13 protein-coding genes and 1 pseudogene are annotated in these 19,307 nt (G+C 70.3%); 6 read left to right on the forward strand and 8 right to left on the reverse strand.

Annotated features, from left to right (window positions below):
* The first annotated feature begins 60 nt into the window (after positions 1-60).
* Entirely contained in the window at positions 61-1,230 is a 1,170-nt protein-coding gene (locus SNA_RS18505) for an FAD-dependent oxidoreductase (protein ID WP_030063657.1), read from the forward strand.
* 117 nt (positions 1,231-1,347) lie between these two features.
* On the opposite strand, the pseudogene SNA_RS39785 reads toward SNA_RS18505, so the two are convergent.
* Positions 1,348-1,512, reverse strand: a pseudogene (locus SNA_RS39785) (SDR family oxidoreductase); the annotation flags it as partial.
* A gap of 5 nt (positions 1,513-1,517) precedes the next feature.
* Here SNA_RS39785 and SNA_RS18510 point away from each other — a divergent pair.
* The 3 genes from SNA_RS18510 to SNA_RS18520 all read left to right on the forward strand — a co-directional run bounded on the left by SNA_RS18510 (position 1,518) and on the right by SNA_RS18520 (position 7,786).
* Complete coding sequence (locus SNA_RS18510) at positions 1,518-2,369, forward strand: helix-turn-helix transcriptional regulator (RefSeq protein WP_044365913.1); 852 nt, start codon at positions 1,518-1,520, stop codon at positions 2,367-2,369.
* 237 nt (positions 2,370-2,606) lie between these two features.
* Positions 2,607-3,293 carry a M24 family metallopeptidase gene (locus SNA_RS18515; protein WP_030063655.1) on the forward strand — a complete coding sequence of 229 codons (687 nt, stop codon included), beginning with the start codon at positions 2,607-2,609 and terminating at the stop codon, positions 3,291-3,293.
* A 224-nt stretch (positions 3,294-3,517) separates the two neighbouring features.
* Positions 3,518-7,786, forward strand: coding sequence for a bifunctional nitrate reductase/sulfite reductase flavoprotein subunit alpha (locus tag SNA_RS18520; RefSeq protein WP_044365914.1), 4,269 nt, complete (start codon positions 3,518-3,520; stop codon positions 7,784-7,786).
* A 314-nt stretch (positions 7,787-8,100) separates the two neighbouring features.
* On the opposite strand, the gene SNA_RS18525 is transcribed toward SNA_RS18520, so the two are convergent.
* From SNA_RS18525 to SNA_RS18555, 7 genes are all read right to left on the reverse strand, one after another.
* Positions 8,101-11,901 carry an amino acid adenylation domain-containing protein gene (locus SNA_RS18525; RefSeq protein ID WP_044365915.1) on the reverse strand — a complete coding sequence of 1,267 codons (3,801 nt, stop codon included), beginning with the start codon at positions 11,899-11,901 and terminating at the stop codon, positions 8,101-8,103.
* Between the two features lie 35 nt (positions 11,902-11,936).
* Complete coding sequence (locus SNA_RS18530; RefSeq protein ID WP_044365916.1) at positions 11,937-12,872, reverse strand: EamA family transporter; 936 nt, start codon at positions 12,870-12,872, stop codon at positions 11,937-11,939.
* Between the two features lie 349 nt (positions 12,873-13,221).
* Entirely contained in the window at positions 13,222-13,785 is a 564-nt protein-coding gene (locus SNA_RS18535) for a hypothetical protein (protein ID WP_030072825.1), read from the reverse strand.
* A 208-nt stretch (positions 13,786-13,993) separates the two neighbouring features.
* Positions 13,994-15,061, reverse strand: a complete 1,068-nt coding sequence (locus SNA_RS18540) for a hypothetical protein (RefSeq protein ID WP_030072827.1) — start codon at positions 15,059-15,061, stop codon at positions 13,994-13,996.
* Positions 15,062-15,173: 112 nt separating this feature from the next.
* Positions 15,174-15,704, reverse strand: a complete 531-nt coding sequence (locus SNA_RS18545) for a GNAT family N-acetyltransferase (RefSeq protein WP_030072829.1) — start codon at positions 15,702-15,704, stop codon at positions 15,174-15,176.
* Between the two features lie 78 nt (positions 15,705-15,782).
* Positions 15,783-16,430 carry a hypothetical protein gene (locus SNA_RS18550; RefSeq protein WP_157879976.1) on the reverse strand — a complete coding sequence of 216 codons (648 nt, stop codon included), beginning with the start codon at positions 16,428-16,430 and terminating at the stop codon, positions 15,783-15,785.
* A gap of 101 nt (positions 16,431-16,531) precedes the next feature.
* Positions 16,532-17,197 carry a TetR/AcrR family transcriptional regulator gene (locus tag SNA_RS18555; protein WP_030072833.1) on the reverse strand — a complete coding sequence of 222 codons (666 nt, stop codon included), beginning with the start codon at positions 17,195-17,197 and terminating at the stop codon, positions 16,532-16,534.
* Positions 17,198-17,389: 192 nt separating this feature from the next.
* On the opposite strand from SNA_RS18555, the gene SNA_RS45020 reads away from it, so the two are divergent.
* Both SNA_RS45020 and SNA_RS18565 read left to right on the forward strand, forming a co-directional pair.
* Positions 17,390-17,824 carry a 4Fe-4S domain-containing protein gene (locus tag SNA_RS45020; RefSeq protein WP_078969987.1) on the forward strand — a complete coding sequence of 145 codons (435 nt, stop codon included), beginning with the start codon at positions 17,390-17,392 and terminating at the stop codon, positions 17,822-17,824.
* A complete protein-coding gene (locus tag SNA_RS18565) occupies positions 17,821-19,287 on the forward strand; it encodes an NAD(P)/FAD-dependent oxidoreductase (RefSeq protein WP_241779722.1) in 1,467 nt (488 codons plus the stop codon). The genes SNA_RS45020 and SNA_RS18565 overlap by 4 nt, the downstream gene beginning before the upstream one ends.
* Positions 19,288-19,307: the final 20 nt, after the last annotated feature.

Here is a 19,307-nt window from a genome sequence, read left to right on the forward strand (position 1 = left end):
CCGGAATCCGGGACGCGTCCCCCCCACCTGACCGACGTGTAGAAACGGAGCCTGACCCTCATGTCCACCACCCCTCGCATCGCCATCATCGGCGCCGGTCCCGGCGGCCTCGTCTGTGCGCGCGTCCTCCAGCGGCACGGCGTGCCCGTCACGGTCTTCGAGCGTGAGGCCGACCCCAACTCCCGTTCGCAGGGCGGCACCCTCGACATCCACGAAGACACCGGCCAGGTCGCCCTGCGCGCCGCCGGACTGTTCGAACAGTTCCTCGCCCTCTCCCGGCCCGAAAGCCAGGAGTGGCGCATGTACGACCGCCACGCGACCCTGATACGCCACGACCAGGCCGGCGAGGGCGATCTGAGCAGGCCCGAGATCGACCGCGGCCAGCTGCGCACCCTCCTGCTGGACTCCCTCACCCCCGGCACGGTCCGCTGGAGCCACGCCGTACAGGCCGTCACCCCACTCCCCCACGGCACCGTCCAGCTACACCACCACGACCGCGCCGTCGAGGAGTTCGACCTGGTCATCGGCGCCGACGGCGCCTGGTCCCGGGTACGCCCCGCGCTCTCCGACGCCCAACCCTCGTACGCCGGCGTCACGATGGTGGAAGCCCACTTCGACGACGTCGACCACCGCCACCCCGCCATCGCCCGGCTGGTCGGCGTCGGCTCCATGTCGGCCAAGACGGGCCGCCGCAGTCTGATGCTGCAGCGCAACAGCAACGCACACATACGCGCCTACATCACCTTCCGCGGCCCCCAGGACTGGCACGCCGGCCTCGACCTCGCCGACACCGAGGCCGTACGCGCCCGCCTCCTCACCCAGTACCAGGGCTGGGACGAAAGCCTGCTGGACATCCTGCGCGACAACGAGGGCGGATTCATGAATCGGCCCATGTTCGTCCTTCCCGTTCCCCACACATGGCAGCGCGTCCCCGGCATCACTCTCCTCGGCGACGCCGCCCACCTGATGCCGCCCAACGGAGTCGGCGCCAACCTCGCCCTGCTCGACGGCGCCGAACTCGCCCGGGCCGTCATCGACCACCCCACCATCGACGAGGCCCTCGACGCCTACGAAAGCGTCATGCTGCCCCGCGCCATCGACAACGCGAAGACCGCCCAGCACATGCTCGCCACCCTCATGCCTGACAACGACTCCGACGAGGCCCTCTTCCCCGACGCCGCCTGGACGGCCGGCACCCTCCCGGACTCGCCACCCGCCCATAGCAACTGAGGCCAGTCCACAGCTATATGACCTTCCGTCAGCGGCAGCTACGGCTTCACCGCTTCGACGTCCCCAGCCCGTCAGCGGCAGGCCGGCAACCTGCGTGCAGCGGCTCCGCCCTCCGGCTCACGCCCGCGCGCCGCCATCGACAGGGAGGACCGCGCCGGTCACGTAGGAGGCGCGGTCGCTGAGGAGCCAGGCGGCGGCCTGGGCGATTTCGTCGGGGTCGGCCATGCGGCCCAGTGGGGTCCGCGCCGTGATCCGTTCGAGAACACCGGGTGACTCCGCCTGGGCCCGTGGACAGACGAGAACTGGCGGCCTTCCTGCGCAGCAGGCGCGAGCGGATCAGCCCCGCCGATGTGGGACTGCCGAGCGGGCCGCGCCGTCGCACTCCGGGGCTGCGCCGCGAGGAGGCGGCGCAGCTGGCGTTCATCTCGACCGAGTACTACACGCGGCTGGAGCAGGCCCGCGCTCCACGCCCGTCGCGCGAGGTGCTGGCCGGGCCGGCCCGCGCCCTGCGCCTGTCGGACGCCGAACGCCATCTCCTCCACCACCTGGCCGGCGCACCACCGGGCCCACCGCCCGGCCCCTCCCGCGAGGTACGGCAGAGCATCCTCGACCTGCTCCAGCGCCTACCGAACGCAGCGGCAATCGTCACGTCCGCGACGTTCGACGTCATCGCCTGGAACGCCCTGGCAGCCGCCCTCATGGAGGACTTCTCCGCCCTGCCGCCGCGCGACCGCAACCTGGTGCGCCGGGTCTTCCTCGGGCCGCACCGGCAGGGGCAGCGGCTGTACGGAGTATCGGACGCGGAAGCATTCGCCCGCTCCTCGGCCCGGCAACTGCGGGCCACCGCCGCCCGCTACCCCGACGATCCCGACGTGGCTCAGCTGGTGGGCGAACTCCTCTCCGGAAGCGAGGAGTTCGCCCGGCTGTGGGCCTCCCACGACGTCTGCGCCGAACCCACCCTGTGCAAGACCTTTCAGCACCCGCTCGTCGGCCCGGTCACCGTCAACTGCGACGCCCTGGACATCACCGACCGCGATCAGCGCGTCATCATCTACACCGCCACACCCGGCTCACCGTCCGAGGAGGCACTGCGGCTGTTGTCGGTCGTCGGCACGCAGCGCATGGACGTGCCCGGCTGACGGCGCCTCAGGCGTACGGGGCGAGAACCGGCTCGTGCCTATGGGATTGCCGGAATCTCATTGCATATGTGGGCGTCTGGTGCGAATCTTCTTGCATTTGCAGATGTGGCGATACGGTGATCGACCGAGCGTGTACGAGATGCCCGGGCGTGCGCATCGGACACCTCGCTGCGCCGATCACAGCGGTACGCCCGCCACCACGGGAGGGAAGACCTCGTGACAGACGAGACACCGGAGATGACCGAAAGCCGGCGGGTCGAGGGGCTGGTTGCCGCTCAGGAGAAGGCCATCGCGCTGTTCGGCGAGGTGGAGAAGCGCGGGCTGGTGGCGCCCGGCCGGGGTGAGCGCGAGGTCAGCGACCTGGTGCGGGACCTGGCCAATGAGATGTTCGGCACCACCAAGCACTGGCACAAGCGGATCATCCGCTCCGGGCCCAACACCCTGCGGCCGTACCGCGACAATCCGCCGGACCGGGTCATCGGGCCCGATGACATCGCCTTCGCCGACTTCGGCCCGATCTTCGAGGAGTACGAGGCGGACTTCGGCCGCACGTATGTCTTCGGCGACGACCCGGACAAGCACCGTCTCCTTCAGGACCTGCCGCGCATCTTCGACGCCGGCCGTGCCTTCTTCGCCGGGCGCCCGGACATCACCGGCCGACAGCTGTACGCCGAGGTCGAGCGCCTCGCGGCGGCGGCCGGCTGGACCATCGGCATCTGGCACGCGGGCCACCTGGTCGGCGAGTTCCCGCATGAGACGAACGACGGCGCCAAGGCCGGTTCCTACATCACCCCGGAGAACGACACCCCGTTGCGCCGCACGGACCGCGCGGGGCGGGCCTGCCACTGGATTCTGGAGCTGCATCTGGTTGACCGGGAACGAGGCTTCGGCGGGTTCTACGAGCAGCTCCTCGACCTCGCCTGAGGTCCCGCTCCGTATGATGTCCGTCCGTACGGGCGGGGCCTCCGCGGTTCCCGCTGGGCTCACATCGCGGCGTGGTGGCGTGTGCGGCAGGCGTAACCCTGTGCGCTCCCGACGTGTGACGGGCCGGAAATTCGATCTTCCTACGGTGCTGGTCATGGGGTTTCCCGTCAGCGGCGGGACGCTCCGGGCTCGGGAAAGTGCACGCACGGCGGGGTGGGGTTTCGGTGGCAGCTGGCTCGAAGGACGGCAGTGTCCGTACGGTCTGCTCGTACTGCGGGGTCGGCTGCGGGATCGTGCTGGAGGTGGCGCGGGATCCTGCGGACGGGCGCCGCCGGGTGGCGAAGGCGTCCGGGGACAAGGCGCACCCCACCAATGCCGGACGCCTGTGCACGAAGGGTGCGACCAGCGCGGACATGATGGCCGCGCCCGGGCGTGCGGAGAAGGCGCTGGTGCGTGCCGAGCGGGGCGCCCGGACGGTCGAGACGGAGGTGGACGAGGCCATAGCCTCGGTCGCGGGGCGGCTGCGGGCGATCCTGGACGAGCACGGGCCGGACGCGTTGGCGTTCTATGTGTCCGGGCAGATGTCCCTGGAGGCTCAGTACCTGGCGAACAAGCTGGCCAAGGGCTTTGTCCGGACCCATCAGATCGAGTCGAACTCGCGGCTGTGCATGGCCTCGGCGGGGTCCGGTTACAAGCTGTCGCTGGGCGCGGACGGTCCGCCGGGTTCGTATCAGGACTTCGACAGCGCGGATGCGTTCTTCGTGATCGGCGCCAATATGGCCGACTGCCATCCGATCCTGTTCCTGCGGATGATGGACCGGGTGAAGTCGGCGGGCGCCAAGCTGATCGTCGTCGACCCGCGGCGCAACGCCACCGCCGACAAGGCCGACCTCTTCCTCCAGATCAGGCCCGGGACCGATCTCGCCCTGCTGAACGGGCTGCTGCACCTGCTGGTCGCGAACGGCCATACCGACGAGGAGTTCATCGCCGAGTTCACCGAGGGCTGGGAGGAGATGCCCGCCTTCCTCGCGGACTACCCGCCCGACCGGGTCGCGCAGATCACCGGCCTCCCCGAGAGCGACATCCGGCAGGCCGCGCAGTGGATCGGCGAGGCCGGTGCGTGGATGAGCTGCTGGACCATGGGCCTGAACCAGTCCACCCACGGCACCTGGAACACCAATGCCCTGGTCAACCTGCACCTCGCCACCGGCGCCATCTGCCGTCCGGGGGCCGGTCCGTTCTCGCTGACCGGTCAGCCCAACGCCATGGGCGGGCGCGAGATGGGCTATATGGGCCCCGGTCTGCCCGGGCAACGTTCCGTCCTGGCCGACGACGAGCGCGCATTCGTCGAGAGCCTGTGGAAGATACCCGAGGGCTCGCTGCGTACCGAGGCCGGGCGGGGCACGGTCGAGATGTTCGAGCGGATGGCGGCCGGCGACATCAAGGCGTGCTGGATCATCTGCACCAACCCGGTCGCCTCGGTCGCCAACCGCAAGACCGTGATCGCCGGTCTGGAAGCCGCCGAACTCGTCGTCACGCAGGACGTCTTCGCCGAGACCGAGACCAACGCGTACGCCGATGTGGTCCTGCCCGCGACGCTCTGGGCGGAGGCCGACGGCATCATGATCAACTCGGAGCGGAACCTGACCCTCGTGCAAGGGGTCGTCGACCCGCCCGGACAGGCGCTGCCGGACTGGCAGCTGATCGCCCGGGTGGCCTGTGAGATGGGCTTCGCGGAGGCGTTCACGTACACCTGCGCGGAGGAGGTGTATGAGGAGCTCAAGCAGGCGTGGAACCCCAAGACGGGCTGGGACCTGCGGGGTGTGACGTATGAGCGGCTGCGCACCACACCGGTGCAGTGGCCGGCGCCGGCCGCCGACGGCCCGGACCGCAACCCGATCCGCTATCTCAACGACGGTGTCAGCCAGACCCTCCTGGAACGTGCGGACGGCACCCGCCCCCGTCTTGCCTTCCCGACCGCGAGCGGACGCGCGCGGTTTTTCGCCCGCCCGCACCTGCCGGCCGCCGAACTCCCCGACGACGACTATCCGTTCGTCCTCAACACCGGCCGCCTTCAGCACCAGTGGCACACGATGACCAAAACCGGCAAGATCGCCAAGCTCAACAAGCTCAACCCCGGCCCGTTCGTGGAGGTGCATCCCGAGGACGCCGACGCTCTCGGGATCGCGGAGGGCGACCATCTGGAGGTCGCCTCCCGGCGCGGGTGCGCCGTACTGCCCGTCGTGGTCACCGACCGGGTCCGGCCCGGCACCTGCTTCGCGCCCTTCCACTGGAACGACCTGTTCGGCGAATACCTCAGCATCAACGCCGTCACCAGCGACACCGTCGACCCGATCTCCTTCCAGCCGGAGTTCAAGGTCTGCGCCGTCACCCTCGCCAAGACCGCCGCCCCCGTCCCGGCGGCACGCCCGAGCACGCAGCGGGAGACCACGCCTTTGCCCTCCTCACCCGCACCCATACCGGCCGCTCCGACAGCCGTCCCCGCGGACTCCCCCGTCCACGCGCTCGCCACCGTCTTCGGCATCCCCGACCTCTCCCCCGCGCCGCTGGCCGAGCCGGAGCGCCGCTACCTCGCGGGTTATCTCACCGGTCTGACCCTGGCTCCGCCCGACGGGCGCGTCCCGGTGCTGCCGCCCGATGCGCCGTTCGCCCCTGACTCCGCGCTGTGGGTCGACGGCGTCCTCGCCGGCATGTTCTCCCGCACCGCCGCGCCCGCTACCACCGCACCTGCACCCGCCGCATCTGCCCCCGGGCCCGCGCAGAGCACCGTACCGGCAGCCGATGCGGCCGTACCGACCCGTCGGCTGGTCATCCTGTGGGCCTCGCAGACCGGCAACGCCGAGGAGTTCGCCGCCACGGCCGCCGCACAGCTCACGGAGGCAGGCCGCACCCCCGAACTGCTGCCCATGGCGGACCTCGCTCCGGCACAACTCTCCGCAGATACCGACCTGTTGATCGTCACCAGCACCTTCGGCGACGGCGACGCCCCGGACAACGGCGCCGACTTCTGGCAGGCGCTGTCCGCGCCGGATGCCACACCGCTGGCGGGGATCCGGTACGCGGTGCTCGCCTTCGGCGACTCGAACTACGACGACTTCTGCGGTTACGGCCGTCGGCTCGACGAACGGTTCGACGCACTCGGGGCCACCCGGCTCCTCACCCGCACCGACTGTGAGCCGGACTTCGAAGAGGCCGCGGCGCAGTGGCTCGGCGAGGTGGCCACCGCCCTGGCCGACGTCGACGACCGGCAGCCGGTGGCCAGGGGCGGAGCCCAGACCGCTGCCCCGGAATCCACGGCCGCAGCCACCACACCGGCCGTCGCCACCCCGCCGCCCGCTCCCGCGCCTCCCGGCTACACCATGGCATCCCCGTTCGCCACCCTGCTCGTCGGCAACAGGCTGCTGAGCCTGCCCGGTTCCCAGAAGGAGGTACGGCAGTTCGCCTTCGACACCCGCGACGGCGAACTCGCCTACGAGGCCGGTGACGCCCTCGGTGTGTGGCCGGCCAACGGCGCCGGACTCGTCGCCGAATGGCTTGCCCTCACCGGTCTGGACTGCGACGAACCCGTCGACCTCGGCGACGGCGCGCCCCTCCCCCTCGAAGAAGCGCTGCGCACCCGCCTGGACATCACCCGCATCACCACCGATCTGCTCAAGTTCGTGGCCGACCGCACCGGCAGCCACGACCTGAAGCGACTGCTGCGTCCGGACAACAAGGACGCGCTCGCACAGTGGAGTTGGGGACGCCAGGCCGCCGACGTCGTCGCCGCATTCCCCGTCCGCGCGTCCGCCGCCGAATGGACCGCCGTACTCAAACGCCTCCAGCCCCGCCTGTACTCCATCTCCTCCAGCCCCCTCGCGCACCCCGGCGAGGTCCGTCTCACCGTCTCCGTCGTCCGCTACACCAACGACCTCGGCCGTGACCGCAAGGGCGTGTGCTCGACCTACCTCGCCGACCACTCCGACGACGGCCCGGTACAGGTCTTCGTCCAGCGCTCACCGCACTTCCGCCCGCCCGCCGAACCCGCCACTCCCATGATCATGGTCGGCCCCGGAACGGGCGTGGCCCCGTTCGTCGGCTTCCTCGAAGACCGCCGGGCCCGCGGCCACACCGGCCCCAACTGGCTCTTCTTCGGCGAACAGCGCCAGGCCACCGACTTCTATTACCGCCGGGACCTGGAGGCATACCGGGCATCCGGCCACCTCGACCGCCTCGACCTCGCCTTCTCCCGCGACCAGCGCAACAAGGTCTACGTCCAGGACCGGATGCGCGAGAACGGCGCCCGGCTGTGGCAGTGGCTCCAGGACGGCGCCCACTTCTCTGTCTGCGGCGACTCGGGACGCATGGCCAAGGACGTCGACCAGGCCCTCAAGGACATCGCCGCCACCCACGGCGGCATGCACGACGACGAAGCCGCCGCCTACGTCAGGCGCCTCTCGGCAGACAAACGCTACGTCCGTGACGTCTACTGACAGCGCCTGACCGCCATCTCGTGGATCCCGGTGTGCCGTCCCCGGACTTGGCCGGCGAGCGCGCGCTGTGGCGGAGCGACCTCGACACCGCCGCCGTCCGCCGTACCGGTGGAGTTCTCAACCGATGAGCGGTCCTCCCGCGTGCGCCGGCGCCCCCTTCGCACTGCTCAAGGGGGACCCGACGATGCCCTGACGACGGGACGACGAAGCAGGTGGTGTCCGAGCTCGAAGCCCCCCTCGAAGTAGCCCAACATCAGCAATTTCCATCTCAACGGCACTTTCTGGTCCGGGGGGGCTTGTACGGGGCGAGGTGATTACCTGTCGAGGCGGGTGCGGATTGCCGAGACCAGTTCGGCGATGCCCTGTTTCTTCAGCACGCTGTAGTGGTCGCCGTCCAGGTCGACCAGCCTTGGGGGAGCCGCGGAGTAGCCGGAGCTGCCCTCTATGAACGAGTAGTCGTCGCCTGCGGCCTTGAAGATCGTCACCGGCGCGTTCACGCGCCGTTCGGCCAGTTCGCGGAAGCTGTACTCGAACTCGTACGTCTGCGCCACGATCTGTGTGATTCGCCGGATCAGCTCTTGGTCCAGGTCGGGGAGCATGCGCTGGACGAACGCGATGAAGCTGTCCTCGTCTTGTGCTGCTTCGAGGCAACTGCCCAGCTCGGGCCCGGTGATGGAGCCGGCGAAGACGGAGAACAGGATCGTCACGTAGGCCGGATTGCGGTAGGCGGCTTCGCGCCCGTGGCGGTCCCCGTCGGTGCCGCGGACCGTTGGGTTGCCGGGGCAGATCAGAAGCAGGTTCTCCACCTGCGCGCCGGACTGCTCCAGCTGCCAGGCCGCTTCGAAGGCGACCCGGGCGCCGAAGGAGTAGCCCCAGAGTGTGTAGGGCCCCTCGGGCTGCGCGCGTCGGATCTCCGCCACGTCGGCGGCGGCCATTTCCCGGATGGTCGGGTAGGGGGCTTCTCCGGTGTTGATGCCGTATGCCTGTATTCCGTAGAACGGGCGGCCGAGGTCCGCTTCGTGTCCCAGGAGGCGCAGGTTCATCGGGTAGCCGCCCAGTCCCGGCCAGCAGAACACCGGGCTGCCCGTGCCCTTGGCATGCAGCGGCACCAACCGCGAAGTCGGCTCGGTGCGGTTGCTGCCGATCCGGGCGGCCAGGTCGGCCAGCTTGGGGCATTCGAAGACGACCTGGAACGGCAGCCGGGTACCGCACTCGCGGTTGATGGTGTTGACGAGGGCGACGGCGGTCAGTGAGTTCCCTCCGGCGGCGAAGAAGTCGTCCTCCACCGAGACGTTGTCGTATTTCAGCACCTTCCCCCAGGCTTCGGCGAGCCACCGTTCGTGGTGCGTCGCGGGAGCCACGTAGGGGGTTGCGGTGTCCGCGGACCGCAGGGCCTCGGAAGCGGCGAGTGCTTTCCCGTCGACCTTCCCGTTCGCGGTCAGCGGGAGCTCGCCCAGGACCAGCACCCGGTTCGGGATCATGTAGTCGGGCAGGAAGTGCGCCAGCTCATCCTTGATGATCTCCGCCGGGCCCTTCATGTGGACCGCGTCCTCGTACATGCCCTCGCTGCGGATCTGTTCCTCGCTTACCCGGCCGCCGAGGAAGAAATACGACGCGCCTGCGGTGATCCCGCAGGAGGCCAGGATGTCGTCGATGCGCCGCGCCGCGGGAAGCGGGTGGCCGGTCCTGGAGCTGTAGCCCGAGGACATGAATCCCAGTCCGAGGTCGTTGCGCTGGAGGTGGTGCAGCCTGGTCCCGAGGCTGATGTATTCCAGCCACTTCTGGTCCGCCCGGCTGACGGCGGTGATGCCGAAGGCGGCCCGCTCGTGGACCTGCTGGTTGATGGCGATCACGTGCTTGGGCAGCACCAGCTCGTCCGAGATCAGCCGCAGTTCCCCGTCCGCGTAGCGGTACTGGCCCGCCGGCAGGTCTGCCACCCGTCCGGGGTGCGTCTGCACATAGACCTCGGTCGGGTCGTGTCGTGGCGCGCTGTCGTGGGGGCGGATCTCGAATGTGCCCAGGTAGTAGTCCTCCTCGGCGACGTCCAGACGGTGCTTGACGGATGGCTGGTAGCCCAGGGGGCGGATGGTCAGCCCGTACTCGGGGAGCACTTCTTCGAAGACGCCGACCATGTGCCCGGTCTCGAACTCCAGCACTTCCTGGATGTTGTTCTTGTACACGGGCTCGACGGCGCGCTTCTTTCCGGCGAAGTGCACCGAGAGATACGCGCCGGATCGCTGCCCGGACTCTCCTATCCGCACCAGGGTGTGGTCCGCGGGGTGGTAGTAGTAGACGCCCTGTTCGAGGCCGGCTGTGCCTCCGGTCTCCAGGTACATCTGCGTCGCGTACAGCGCTCCGGGGGAAGCGTAGGCGTACTTCGGCAGCAGCCGCTCGTCGCTGTGGAACTGGCCGAACCACCGGAGAATCTCTCCGAGTTCGGCGAAGCTCACCTCGTCGAGGGTGCAGGCGCGGGCGCGGGAGACGCTGGGGGACGGCTGGCGGCCGAGAAGCTCCAGGAGATCGGCCCGGGTGACCTGGCCGCCGTCGTAGAAGCGGTACGTCTTGCGGGCGAAGACCTCTCGGCGCCGACGCCGAGAGGTCTGCCTGCCGGGCAGTTCCACCACCGGTCTGCCCGTCAGCTCCTCGGATTCCCTGAGGCCCGGGTCGGACAGCTGCGCCCTGACCTGAAGCCTGCTCGCCTTGGACTGGTGATGGGCGCCGTGGTTCCCCTGGTCCATCAACGCTGCTTCCTTCGGATTCAGCTCGATGCATGCCACCAGGTTCTGGAAGCCGGTCCTCGGGTCGTCGGTGACGACCGCCGCCGCCCGCCGTACCCAGGTGTGTTCCTCGATGGCCAGGGCGATCTCGTCCAGCTCGACCCGGTAGCCGCGCAGTTTGACCTGGTTGTCCGCCCGGCCTGCGAACTGGATGGTGCCGTCCGGGTTCCAGCAGGCCAGGTCCCCGGTCCTGTACAGCCGCTCGGTCGGGACGAACGGCGAGGGGATGAAGCGCTCCTGTGTCTGGTCAGGCCGGTGCAGGTAACCGCGGGCCAGCTGGACGCCGCCGATGTACAGCTCGCCCGTCTCGCCGATGTCCACCGGCGCCAGATTCGTATCGAGGATGAAGCACTGGGTGTTGTCGACGGGCACGCCGATCGGGACCGTGCCGGCGCCTTCCCCGAGGGTGTTCGGGTCGACCAGGCAGGCGGTGGCGTTGATGGTGCATTCGGTCGGTCCGTACAGGTTGACCAGCGACGCCCACGGAAGGTCGGTGCAGAAGGCCCGTGCGAGCTGCCGGGACAGTGCCTCGCCTCCGGAGAACACCCGCCTGAGCGTGGTGCACAGCGGGAACTCTTCGGTGTCCAGCAGCGCCTGCAGCAGAGTGGGAACGCACTGGAGTGTGGTCACGTCGTTCTTGACGATCGTGGTGATCAGCGCCTCCGGGTCCCGGTGGATTCCCAGCCCGCCCGTCACCACCCGGGCGCCCATCGCGGGGGCCAGGATCTCCCACTGTGCCGCGTCGAAACTCATCGGCGTCTTCTGCAGCACCGTGGTGCCCTTGCCCAGGTGTCCGCAGGCATGCATCCAGCGCATCTGGGACAGGACGCTGCGGTGCTCGATCATCACCCCCTTCGGCCTGCCCGTGCTCCCGGAGGTGTAGATGACGTACGCCAGGGTGGCCGCCCGGGGCGTTACGGGGTGGACCGCGGAGCACCCTGCCGCGTCGGCCACCGTGACGACCCGTGTCCCTCGCGGGGCGAGCTGCCTCAGGCGAGCAGCCAGGTGGTCCTGGGTGACGATCACCCCGGTGCGGCTGTCCTCGATCATGTAGCGCAGCCGGTCTTCGGGATACTCCGGGGACAGCGGCAGATAGGCGGCTCCGGAGAACAGGATGCCCCACACACCGGCCATCAGGTCCACCGAGGGTTCAGCGAACAGGCCCACGCAGTCATCGGCGCCGACACCCAGGCCCAGCAGGCAGGCCGCCAGCCCGCCGGCTGTCTGCTCGAGCTCCCGGAAAGTGAGGCGCCGGTCATCACCGACGACCGCGAGGGCTTCCGGCTGGGCCTCGGCCTGCTCCCTCAGCAGATCGGGCAGACAGCTGCCCAGGTGCATATCGGCTGTGCGTACAGTCAACAGTGGTGCGGTCGTCACAGCTTTCCCCTGGTGGCCGGTGCGTGCTCGGACGCATGGGAGACGGGTTCTTCGATCGCCGCGGGGACATCCCGCCGCCGCCCGGGCTGGGCCAGAACGACAGCCCCGATGACCGCCAGGGCGCCGGCCATCTGCAGGGGCGTCAGTGCCTGCCCCAGCACCAGGTACCCGAGAACCGTCGCGGTCAGAGGACTGGCGAATCCCAGCATCGACACCGCCAGCGCGGGCAGCCGTCCAATGCCGCGGAACCAGATCGCGTAGGCGAACAGCGCCCCGATCACGCTCAGATACGCAAACCCGGTGACGTTCGTACCGGTGATGTGGCTGGGGAGCCCTTCGGCGGCCAGCGTGACCGGTGCCAGCACGAGGCCGCCGACGGTCAACTGCCAGCCGGTGAACGTCAACACGCCCACCCCCTCGGGGCGGCCCCACCGTTTGGTGAGGACGATGCCGGATGCCATGCACACCGCCCCGCCGAGTCCGGCCAGGATCCCGACGGCGTCCAGGCCCGCCTGCGGTTGCAGGACCAGCAGCGCGACCCCCGCCACACCGAGCACGCACGCCGCCACCTGGAGCCGCTGAATCCTGTCCTTGAGCAGGAGTGCCGCCAACAGCAGCACCATCATCGGCTGCACCGCCACCACCAGCGCCGCCACGCCGCCGGGCAGGTGGTAGGCAGCCACGAACAGCAGGTAGAAGAAGGCGCCGATGTTCAGCACGCCCAGCACCAGGGCGCGCCACCACCACACCCCACGCGGCAGTACGCGGCCGAGTGCGAGCAGCGCCAGCCCGGCCGGCAGCGCCCGCACCGTGGAGGCCAGCAGCGGCCTGCCGGGCGGCAGCAACTCCGTCGTCACCAGGTACGTACTGCCCCATACCGCCGGGGCCAGTGCCGTCAGCGCGGACTCCAGCGCCAGCCGGTTGCCCTTCACCCGACCCCCTCAACACTGGCAGTGGCGGACTGTGCAGATATGGGCACGGCAAGGTCTCCGATTCGGGTAGGGCTCCGCGGTCAGGCCGTACGGTTCTGGGCCGCAGCCTTTCGGCCCACACGGCGTGGGCCCAGCCCGAGGAGAATAGATGAGGTTAGCCTCACCTAACAATCCCCTTAGTCGGTTTCCGCTTCAACACCCTCACGGGGCGGGCCGCCGTACCCAAGTCGTGGCCTATGAGCCCAAGTTGGACGGCCGTTCGACATACACACCCGAAACCCTTGCCAAAAAGGTAAGCCTTACCTAAGGTAGGCGCGGCGCAGGTTCCTGCCGCCGAAGGAGCCCGTGGCTAGGCGTCCTGACGGCCGTAGCGCGCCCTGCTCCAAGCCACCGCCTCGGCATTCATCGGGGAAGAGATGGCATACACGTCACCGACACGGTCCGTGCCGCGTCGCCGCTCCCCCTCCTCATGGGCCCGGAACACCATGACGGACACCTGGGAAGCGGGCTGCCAGTGCATGGTGAAGGCCGGAGCGTTCGCGTCGGGGACGTCCTCCAGGTGCACACCGCGCTTCGTCAGTAGCCGCGCCAGTTTGTCGAACCGGAGATGCCGGTCGAAGCGGCCGTATCGCTCGCGCATCGCCCCGTTGACGATGCTGCCGCCCCAGTACGAGAGCCGATGCACGTGCAGGGTGAAGTGGTGGCCCTCCCACGGGTGGTGCGGCGATTCCCGTACCCAGAAGAACTCGGCCATTCCGTAGTCGCGCCACATGTTGTGGACGTCGAGGGAGTTTTCGGCGAAGTCGGATCCCAGGATCGCGGTGACCTGGTCAGGACTGTCGGTCGGCTTGGCGCCGAGCACCGTCCCGGTGGTGACGACGTCCACGTAGAACGCGAGGGAATGCGGAGTCAACTGGTCTTTCCTTGAGGGGGATCGGGTGGCCAGTGGCCAGTGGCCAGTGGCCAGGTGGCAGTGGCCAGGTGGCAGCGGCCAGGAGTGGCCGCCTCAGCGTAGACGGCCCGGGGTGCCACGAAGATCCACCGGACAGGCGCCAGGGGCCGACCGCCACGGGCCCACTGCCCGGGGCCAGGAGCCCGGGGCAAGGCCAAGGGCCCACGGCCTACTGGATGCTCCAGCGGTGCGGATGCGAGGGGTCGACGGGGCAGGCGAAGACATTCAGCTGACCCCAGCGGCCCACGGTGACCTCGGTCGGCACGGCGCACCGGTGCGTGGGCAGGTCGCGTTCCTCAAGTGGTTTCCAGCTGCCGCTGCCGCCGTCCCATTCCCGGCTGTCGATCGTCAGCAGCAGGTCCATCGGTGCCGTGCAGGCACGGCAGTCCATGGGAGCGGGGTCGGTCAGGTGCCACGAGGCAAACCCTCCGACGCGCCAGCCGGGCGGAATGGACAGGTCGTACTGGTAGGCGGGTGGCTCAGGCGCGTCAGCATCCGTCGCGTCATCGGCCTCCTCCCCAAGGGCTTCTTCAAAGGCTTCTTCAAAGGCTTCCTCAAGGGCTTCCTCCCAGGCATCGATGCGGGCGCACAGGCCCTCGGGAAGCAGGCCGGCGAACGGGTACGTGGCCACCTGCTCCGGGTGCAGCACGCAAGGCTCCGGCACGTACCCCTTGAAGCCCACGACCTCCGGGCGGGGCGGTACGGCCAGAACCTCGGTGACCTCGGAGGACCGGCGCCAGCGGAGGTCCAGCGACATGCCGTACCCGGTCCTGCCGTGCCGGTCGAAAGGGCACCAGAACACCTGGAGCAGGTCGCAGCCGTCGGGGCCGGCCAGCAGGTCGGGGAGGTCGCGCCGGTAGAGCTGGGCGACGCCGATCATCGGCAGCGGGTCGGTGTCGGCCAACCTCGCGACGCGGTGCTCCCGCGACAGCTCCGCCAGAAGGGCCCGCTCCTGTTCCGTGGGGCCCGAGTCCGGGTCGCGGTCCCAGGCGTCTGCGAGGACCTGACGCTCCCGGTGGATGTCCGCGGGGCGCCGTCCGGTCCCCCGCGCGTGCGGTTCGGTGCACACCGGCCACGGTTCGTCCGACGGCCACAGCAGGGGCCCGCCCACGGAACTGGACGACACGGCCGGACTGCCCGGTCGCGGGTGCAGCCGGGTGGTCGTTCCGCGGTAGGCGGCCAACTCCGGGAAGAGCGCCTCAACATCGAGCGGGCGCGGCGGCGTGGTCCTCGTCATGGACGCGACCCTACGCATGAGCTGTCCTCGGCGGCCGGGCACCCCGTTGCCTCCTCCCTCAGGAGGCAGCCGGTGATCGGGCGCCGCGTCGGTGCGTCGATCTCCCGCGCCGTCAGCCCACCCGCCTGGCCAGTACCTGTCCCGGCCAGGCCCCGGACAGGAAGGGTTCGGTGCGGGTGAAACCGTTGCGCTCGTAGAACGCGACCAGTTCGCCGCCGCCACCCGCCCAGCAGTCGACTCGCAGCAGTTCCACACCGGCCCGCCGGGTCTCCTCGACGGCATGGGCCAGCAGCGCTGCCCCGATGCCCAGACCGGCGTACCGTCGGTCGGTGACCAGCAGCCGGACGTACCGCTCGGGTTCCGCGGCCGGCGCGATCGGCATCTGCGGGCTGGGCCCGGAGTCCAGCACCAGGGCTCCGGCAGGTCTTCCGTCCAACTCCGCGATGTACGGGGCATTCTCGGTCGTATAGCGCTCGACCCGGGCCACGCCACCGGGCTTTTGCGAATACGGTGTGGTGCCCCACTGCTCGGTGTTGCCGCGCTCGTTCATCCAGACCACCGCGGAGTCGAGCATGTCCAAAATGGCCGGTGCGTCGGTCAGGCTGCCCGGTCTGATCCGTATGCCATGTGTGGTGTCGTTCACGGCGGCAGCTTAGGCACTGTCGGGCGGATCATGCGCGGACCCAACGGTCACGCCCTCGCTCCGGTGCGCGCCGCGGGTTCACGTCGTGGCGCGGGCCGGGCCCTGCTCCGGGACGGCCGGGCCGGCCGCAGGGGCGATCAGCAGCCTGGTGTGGACTCCGGGGCCCAGCGCGGTCACGGTGACGGCGAGGGCGGCGGCGATCACCAACTGGGCGTTGGCCATGTAGGGGTTGAGCAGGAGCTGGGCCAGCAGCGCGGCGGTGATCAGGGCCAGCTTGGCGCCGATCACGCGGGGCGCCGACAGCGTGGGGCGGGCCGAGGGGTGGACGCCCCGGGCGCGTGACCGGCGGGCGGCGCGGATCTGGAGCGGGATGGTCAGCAGGACGAGCAGCACACGGAACGCGAGCGCGCGGAGCGCGTGGCCGGAGTGCGGGTCCAGCAGGTGCCCGAGGAGCGCGTTGGCGGCGAGGGCCGCCGTGACGATCAGGACCCGGACGGCGATCAGCCGCGCGAGCGCCCGGCCGGGGCGCGCGGCGGTGTGGAACGCGGCGGTGAGGCGGCGGTTGGCCGGCAGCAGGAGCGGCGGAAGGATCAGCAGGAGGACGACGGTGCGCAGCCCGTGGGCCCACGCGGGCTCGGCGGCCTCCCCCACCCACATGAAGGCGAGGACGACGCCGACCCCGGCGTAGACCCTGCGGATGCCTCCGGCAGGGGTGTGCTGTGACACGTGCGGGTTCATGAAGGCGGCTTCCGGCAGAAGGAACAGCGGGCGGAGGAACCGAGCGGGCAGAAGGAGGTGCGCGCGATCGAGGTTGCTGTCGTGGCGGGTCAGCTCTGGCCGGGACCGTCCGTGGGGGCGGCGCTGGCGCGGATGCCGGCGAACAGCCAGACCAGGGCCTGGCCGAAGAGTTCTTCGGGGACGCTGTCCGGGTCGACCCGTCGCAGGCGCACCAGCCCCTGGAACAGTGCGGCCACCACCGTGGCCACGGACTCGGCGGGGGCGTCGGCGGGCGCGCCCTGCTCGGCGAGCCAGGTGTCGATCAGCCCCTCCAGCGCCTGACGCGGTTCGCGGAGCGCGGCTGCCATGGTGTCGAGGACGTGCGGATTGCGCACCGCGTAGAGCCAGAACTCGGCCTGGAGCGGGGCGAAGTCGGTGTCCTTGTCTGCGACGTCCACCAGCAGACGCCCCAGTTCGGCGGCGGCCTCCCCGGTGCCGGCCTCGTGCCGGTCGAGGGTCTGGGCGGCCTCGGCGACGCGGCCCAGACCGCGTTCGGCCATCAGCTCCAGGAAGAGCGCCTCCTTGCCGCCGAAGTTCGAGTACAGCGCGCCGATGGAGAAGCCGGCGGACTCGGCGATCTCCTCCACCGAAGCCCCCGCGAACCCCTTCCGCGCGAAGACCCGGGCCGCCGCATCCAGCAGCAGCCGGCGGGTGCGGGCCTTGGCCTCGGCGCGGGTCAGTCGCTGGCGTACGGGTTCGTCTTGCTCGGCACTCATGTTGGTGAGGCTATTCGCATAGTGGGAACTATGTCAATGCACGGATAGCGTGTACAGTCCGAATAGTGGTGACTATCTGAATGGTGGTCGCGATCGGAAGTTGTGATCGGAAGCGAGAGGGCCGCGCCGAGGCCCCGGTCGATCACCGAAAGCGCCGCCGCACCCCCACCGACCTGGGAGGAGAGCGAAGACATGCTCACCGGATCCATTGATTCGGCTGGTTCCGCTGGTTCCGCTGATACCGCTGATACCGCTGATTCCGCTGCACCGGACGAATGGGCCGACGCGGACCTGACCGAACCCGACGGCCTCACGGCATCCGTCGATCCGACCCATTCCCCCGAACCCGCCGATTCCCCTCACCCCCCGCCCGGCGGGCTCCGGCTGGTCGTGGACCTCAACCGTTGCCAGAGCTACGGGCAGTGCGTCTACGCCGCACCGGCCGTCTTCCGGTTCCACGGCGAGGAGGCGCTGGAGTACGACTACGCGCCCGCCGCCGGCACCCGCCGCGAGGTCGAGCGGGCCGCCGCGGCCTGCCCCGTACAGGCCATCGCGCTGAGCAGGGCCACCGAGCCCGCTCCCTCGGTGACCGAGCCCGCTCCCCTGGTACCGGAGCGTGTCCGGTGACCGCGCCCGATGCGGTGACCGCCCCCGAGCGCATCGTCGTGATCGGCGCCTCCCTGGCCGGACTGCGTGCCGCCGAGGCACTGCGGGACGAGGGGTTCACCGGCGAGCTCACCCTCATCGGCGACGAGCCGTACGCGCCCTACGACCGCCCGCCGCTCTCCAAGGCGGTGCTGTCCGGCTGGCTGAGCACCGACCACACCGAGTTGCCGCGTCTGCGTGACATCGACGCCCGATGGCTGCTCGGCACCCCGGCCGGCAGCCTCGATACGGACACCCGCACGGTGACGCTGGCCGATGGGCGGCAGGTCGGCTACGACCGGCTGCTGATCGCCACCGGCACCCGGTCCCGGCCCTGGCCGGCGGAGCGGGGCGGCGCCCTGCACGGGGTGCACCTGCTGCGTTCCCGCGACGACGCCGACCGGCTGCGCACTGCGCTGGTCGCCGGTCCGGAACGGGTGCTGGTCATCGGCGCCGGGTTCACCGGCGGCGAGGTCGCCTCGGTCTGCCGCGACCTGGGCCTCGAGGTGACCGTGACCCAGCGCAGCGGCGCCCCTCTGGCGAGCGCGCTGGGCGGGGTGATCGGCGGCGCCGCGGCCCGCTGGTACCGCGACGCCGGGGTGGATCTGCGTCTCGGCACCACCGTCCACGCCCTGGAGGGCGACGCCGACGGCCGACTGCGGCGCGCGGTCCTCTCCGACGGCACGGTGGTGGCGGCCGAGGTGGCCGTCGTCGCCGCCGGCGCCCTGGCCAACACCGAGTGGCTGGCCGGCTCCGGGCTGGCCGCCGATGCCCGCGGCGTGGCCTGCGACGCGTACTGCCGGGCCCTCACCGACGACGGGACCCCGCTTGCGGACGTCTTCGTCGCCGGCGATATCGCCCGCTGGCCGCACCCGCTCTACCCCGGGCAGCTGCTGCGCCTGGACCACTGGGACAATGCCGTCGCCCAGTCCCGTACCGCCGCCCACAACATGACCCACCCGCCGCACGAACACCGCGGCCACCGGCCGCTGCCGGCGTTCTGGTCCAACCAGTTCGGGATGAACCTCAAGTGCCTGGGGCTGCCGGCCCTCGCCGACCAGGTCGTGGTCACCCAGGGCGCGCTCGACCAGCGGCAGTTCGTCGCCGCATACGGGCAGCGCGGGCGCCTGGTCGCCGTCGTCGCGGTGGACGCACCTCGCGTGCTGGACGGATACGGGGCCCTGATCGAGGCCCAAGGGCCCTTCCCGCCGGTGCTCAACGCCACCGACGGGCCGGACCGGCTCGAACCCCTCGACGCCGGTTTCCCCCGCACCGCCCCAGCCGCCGTCTCCCGGATCGCCGACCCGTCAGCGGGCCACCTGCCCGCCCCGTCCACGCCGCTGGACCCGCCCGCCCCGCCTATCCAGTCCACCCCGTCCGCCGAGTCCACTCCATCCACCGTATCCACGCCATCCGTCCCGTCCGTCCTGGCCGGACACGAGTGAGAGACACGAGCGAGGGAGCC

The sequence above is a fragment of the Streptomyces natalensis ATCC 27448 genome, assembly GCF_000935125.1.
Classification (GTDB): Bacteria; Actinomycetota; Actinomycetes; order Streptomycetales; family Streptomycetaceae; genus Streptomyces; species Streptomyces natalensis.

Coding starts and splice junctions, on each gene's coding strand:
- SNA_RS18505 (WP_030063657.1), top strand. CDS start 61: ATGTCCACCACCCCTCGCATCGCCATCATCGGCGCCGGTCCCGGCGGC.
- SNA_RS18515 (WP_030063655.1), top strand. CDS start 2,607: ATGACCGAAAGCCGGCGGGTCGAGGGGCTGGTTGCCGCTCAGGAGAAG.
- SNA_RS18525 (WP_044365915.1), bottom strand. CDS start 11,901: ATGCACCTGGGCAGCTGTCTGCCCGATCTGCTGAGGGAGCAGGCCGAG.
- SNA_RS18540 (WP_030072827.1), bottom strand. CDS start 15,061: ATGACGAGGACCACGCCGCCGCGCCCGCTCGATGTTGAGGCGCTCTTC.
- SNA_RS18555 (WP_030072833.1), bottom strand. CDS start 17,197: ATGAGTGCCGAGCAAGACGAACCCGTACGCCAGCGACTGACCCGCGCC.
- SNA_RS45020 (WP_078969987.1), top strand. CDS start 17,390: ATGCTCACCGGATCCATTGATTCGGCTGGTTCCGCTGGTTCCGCTGAT.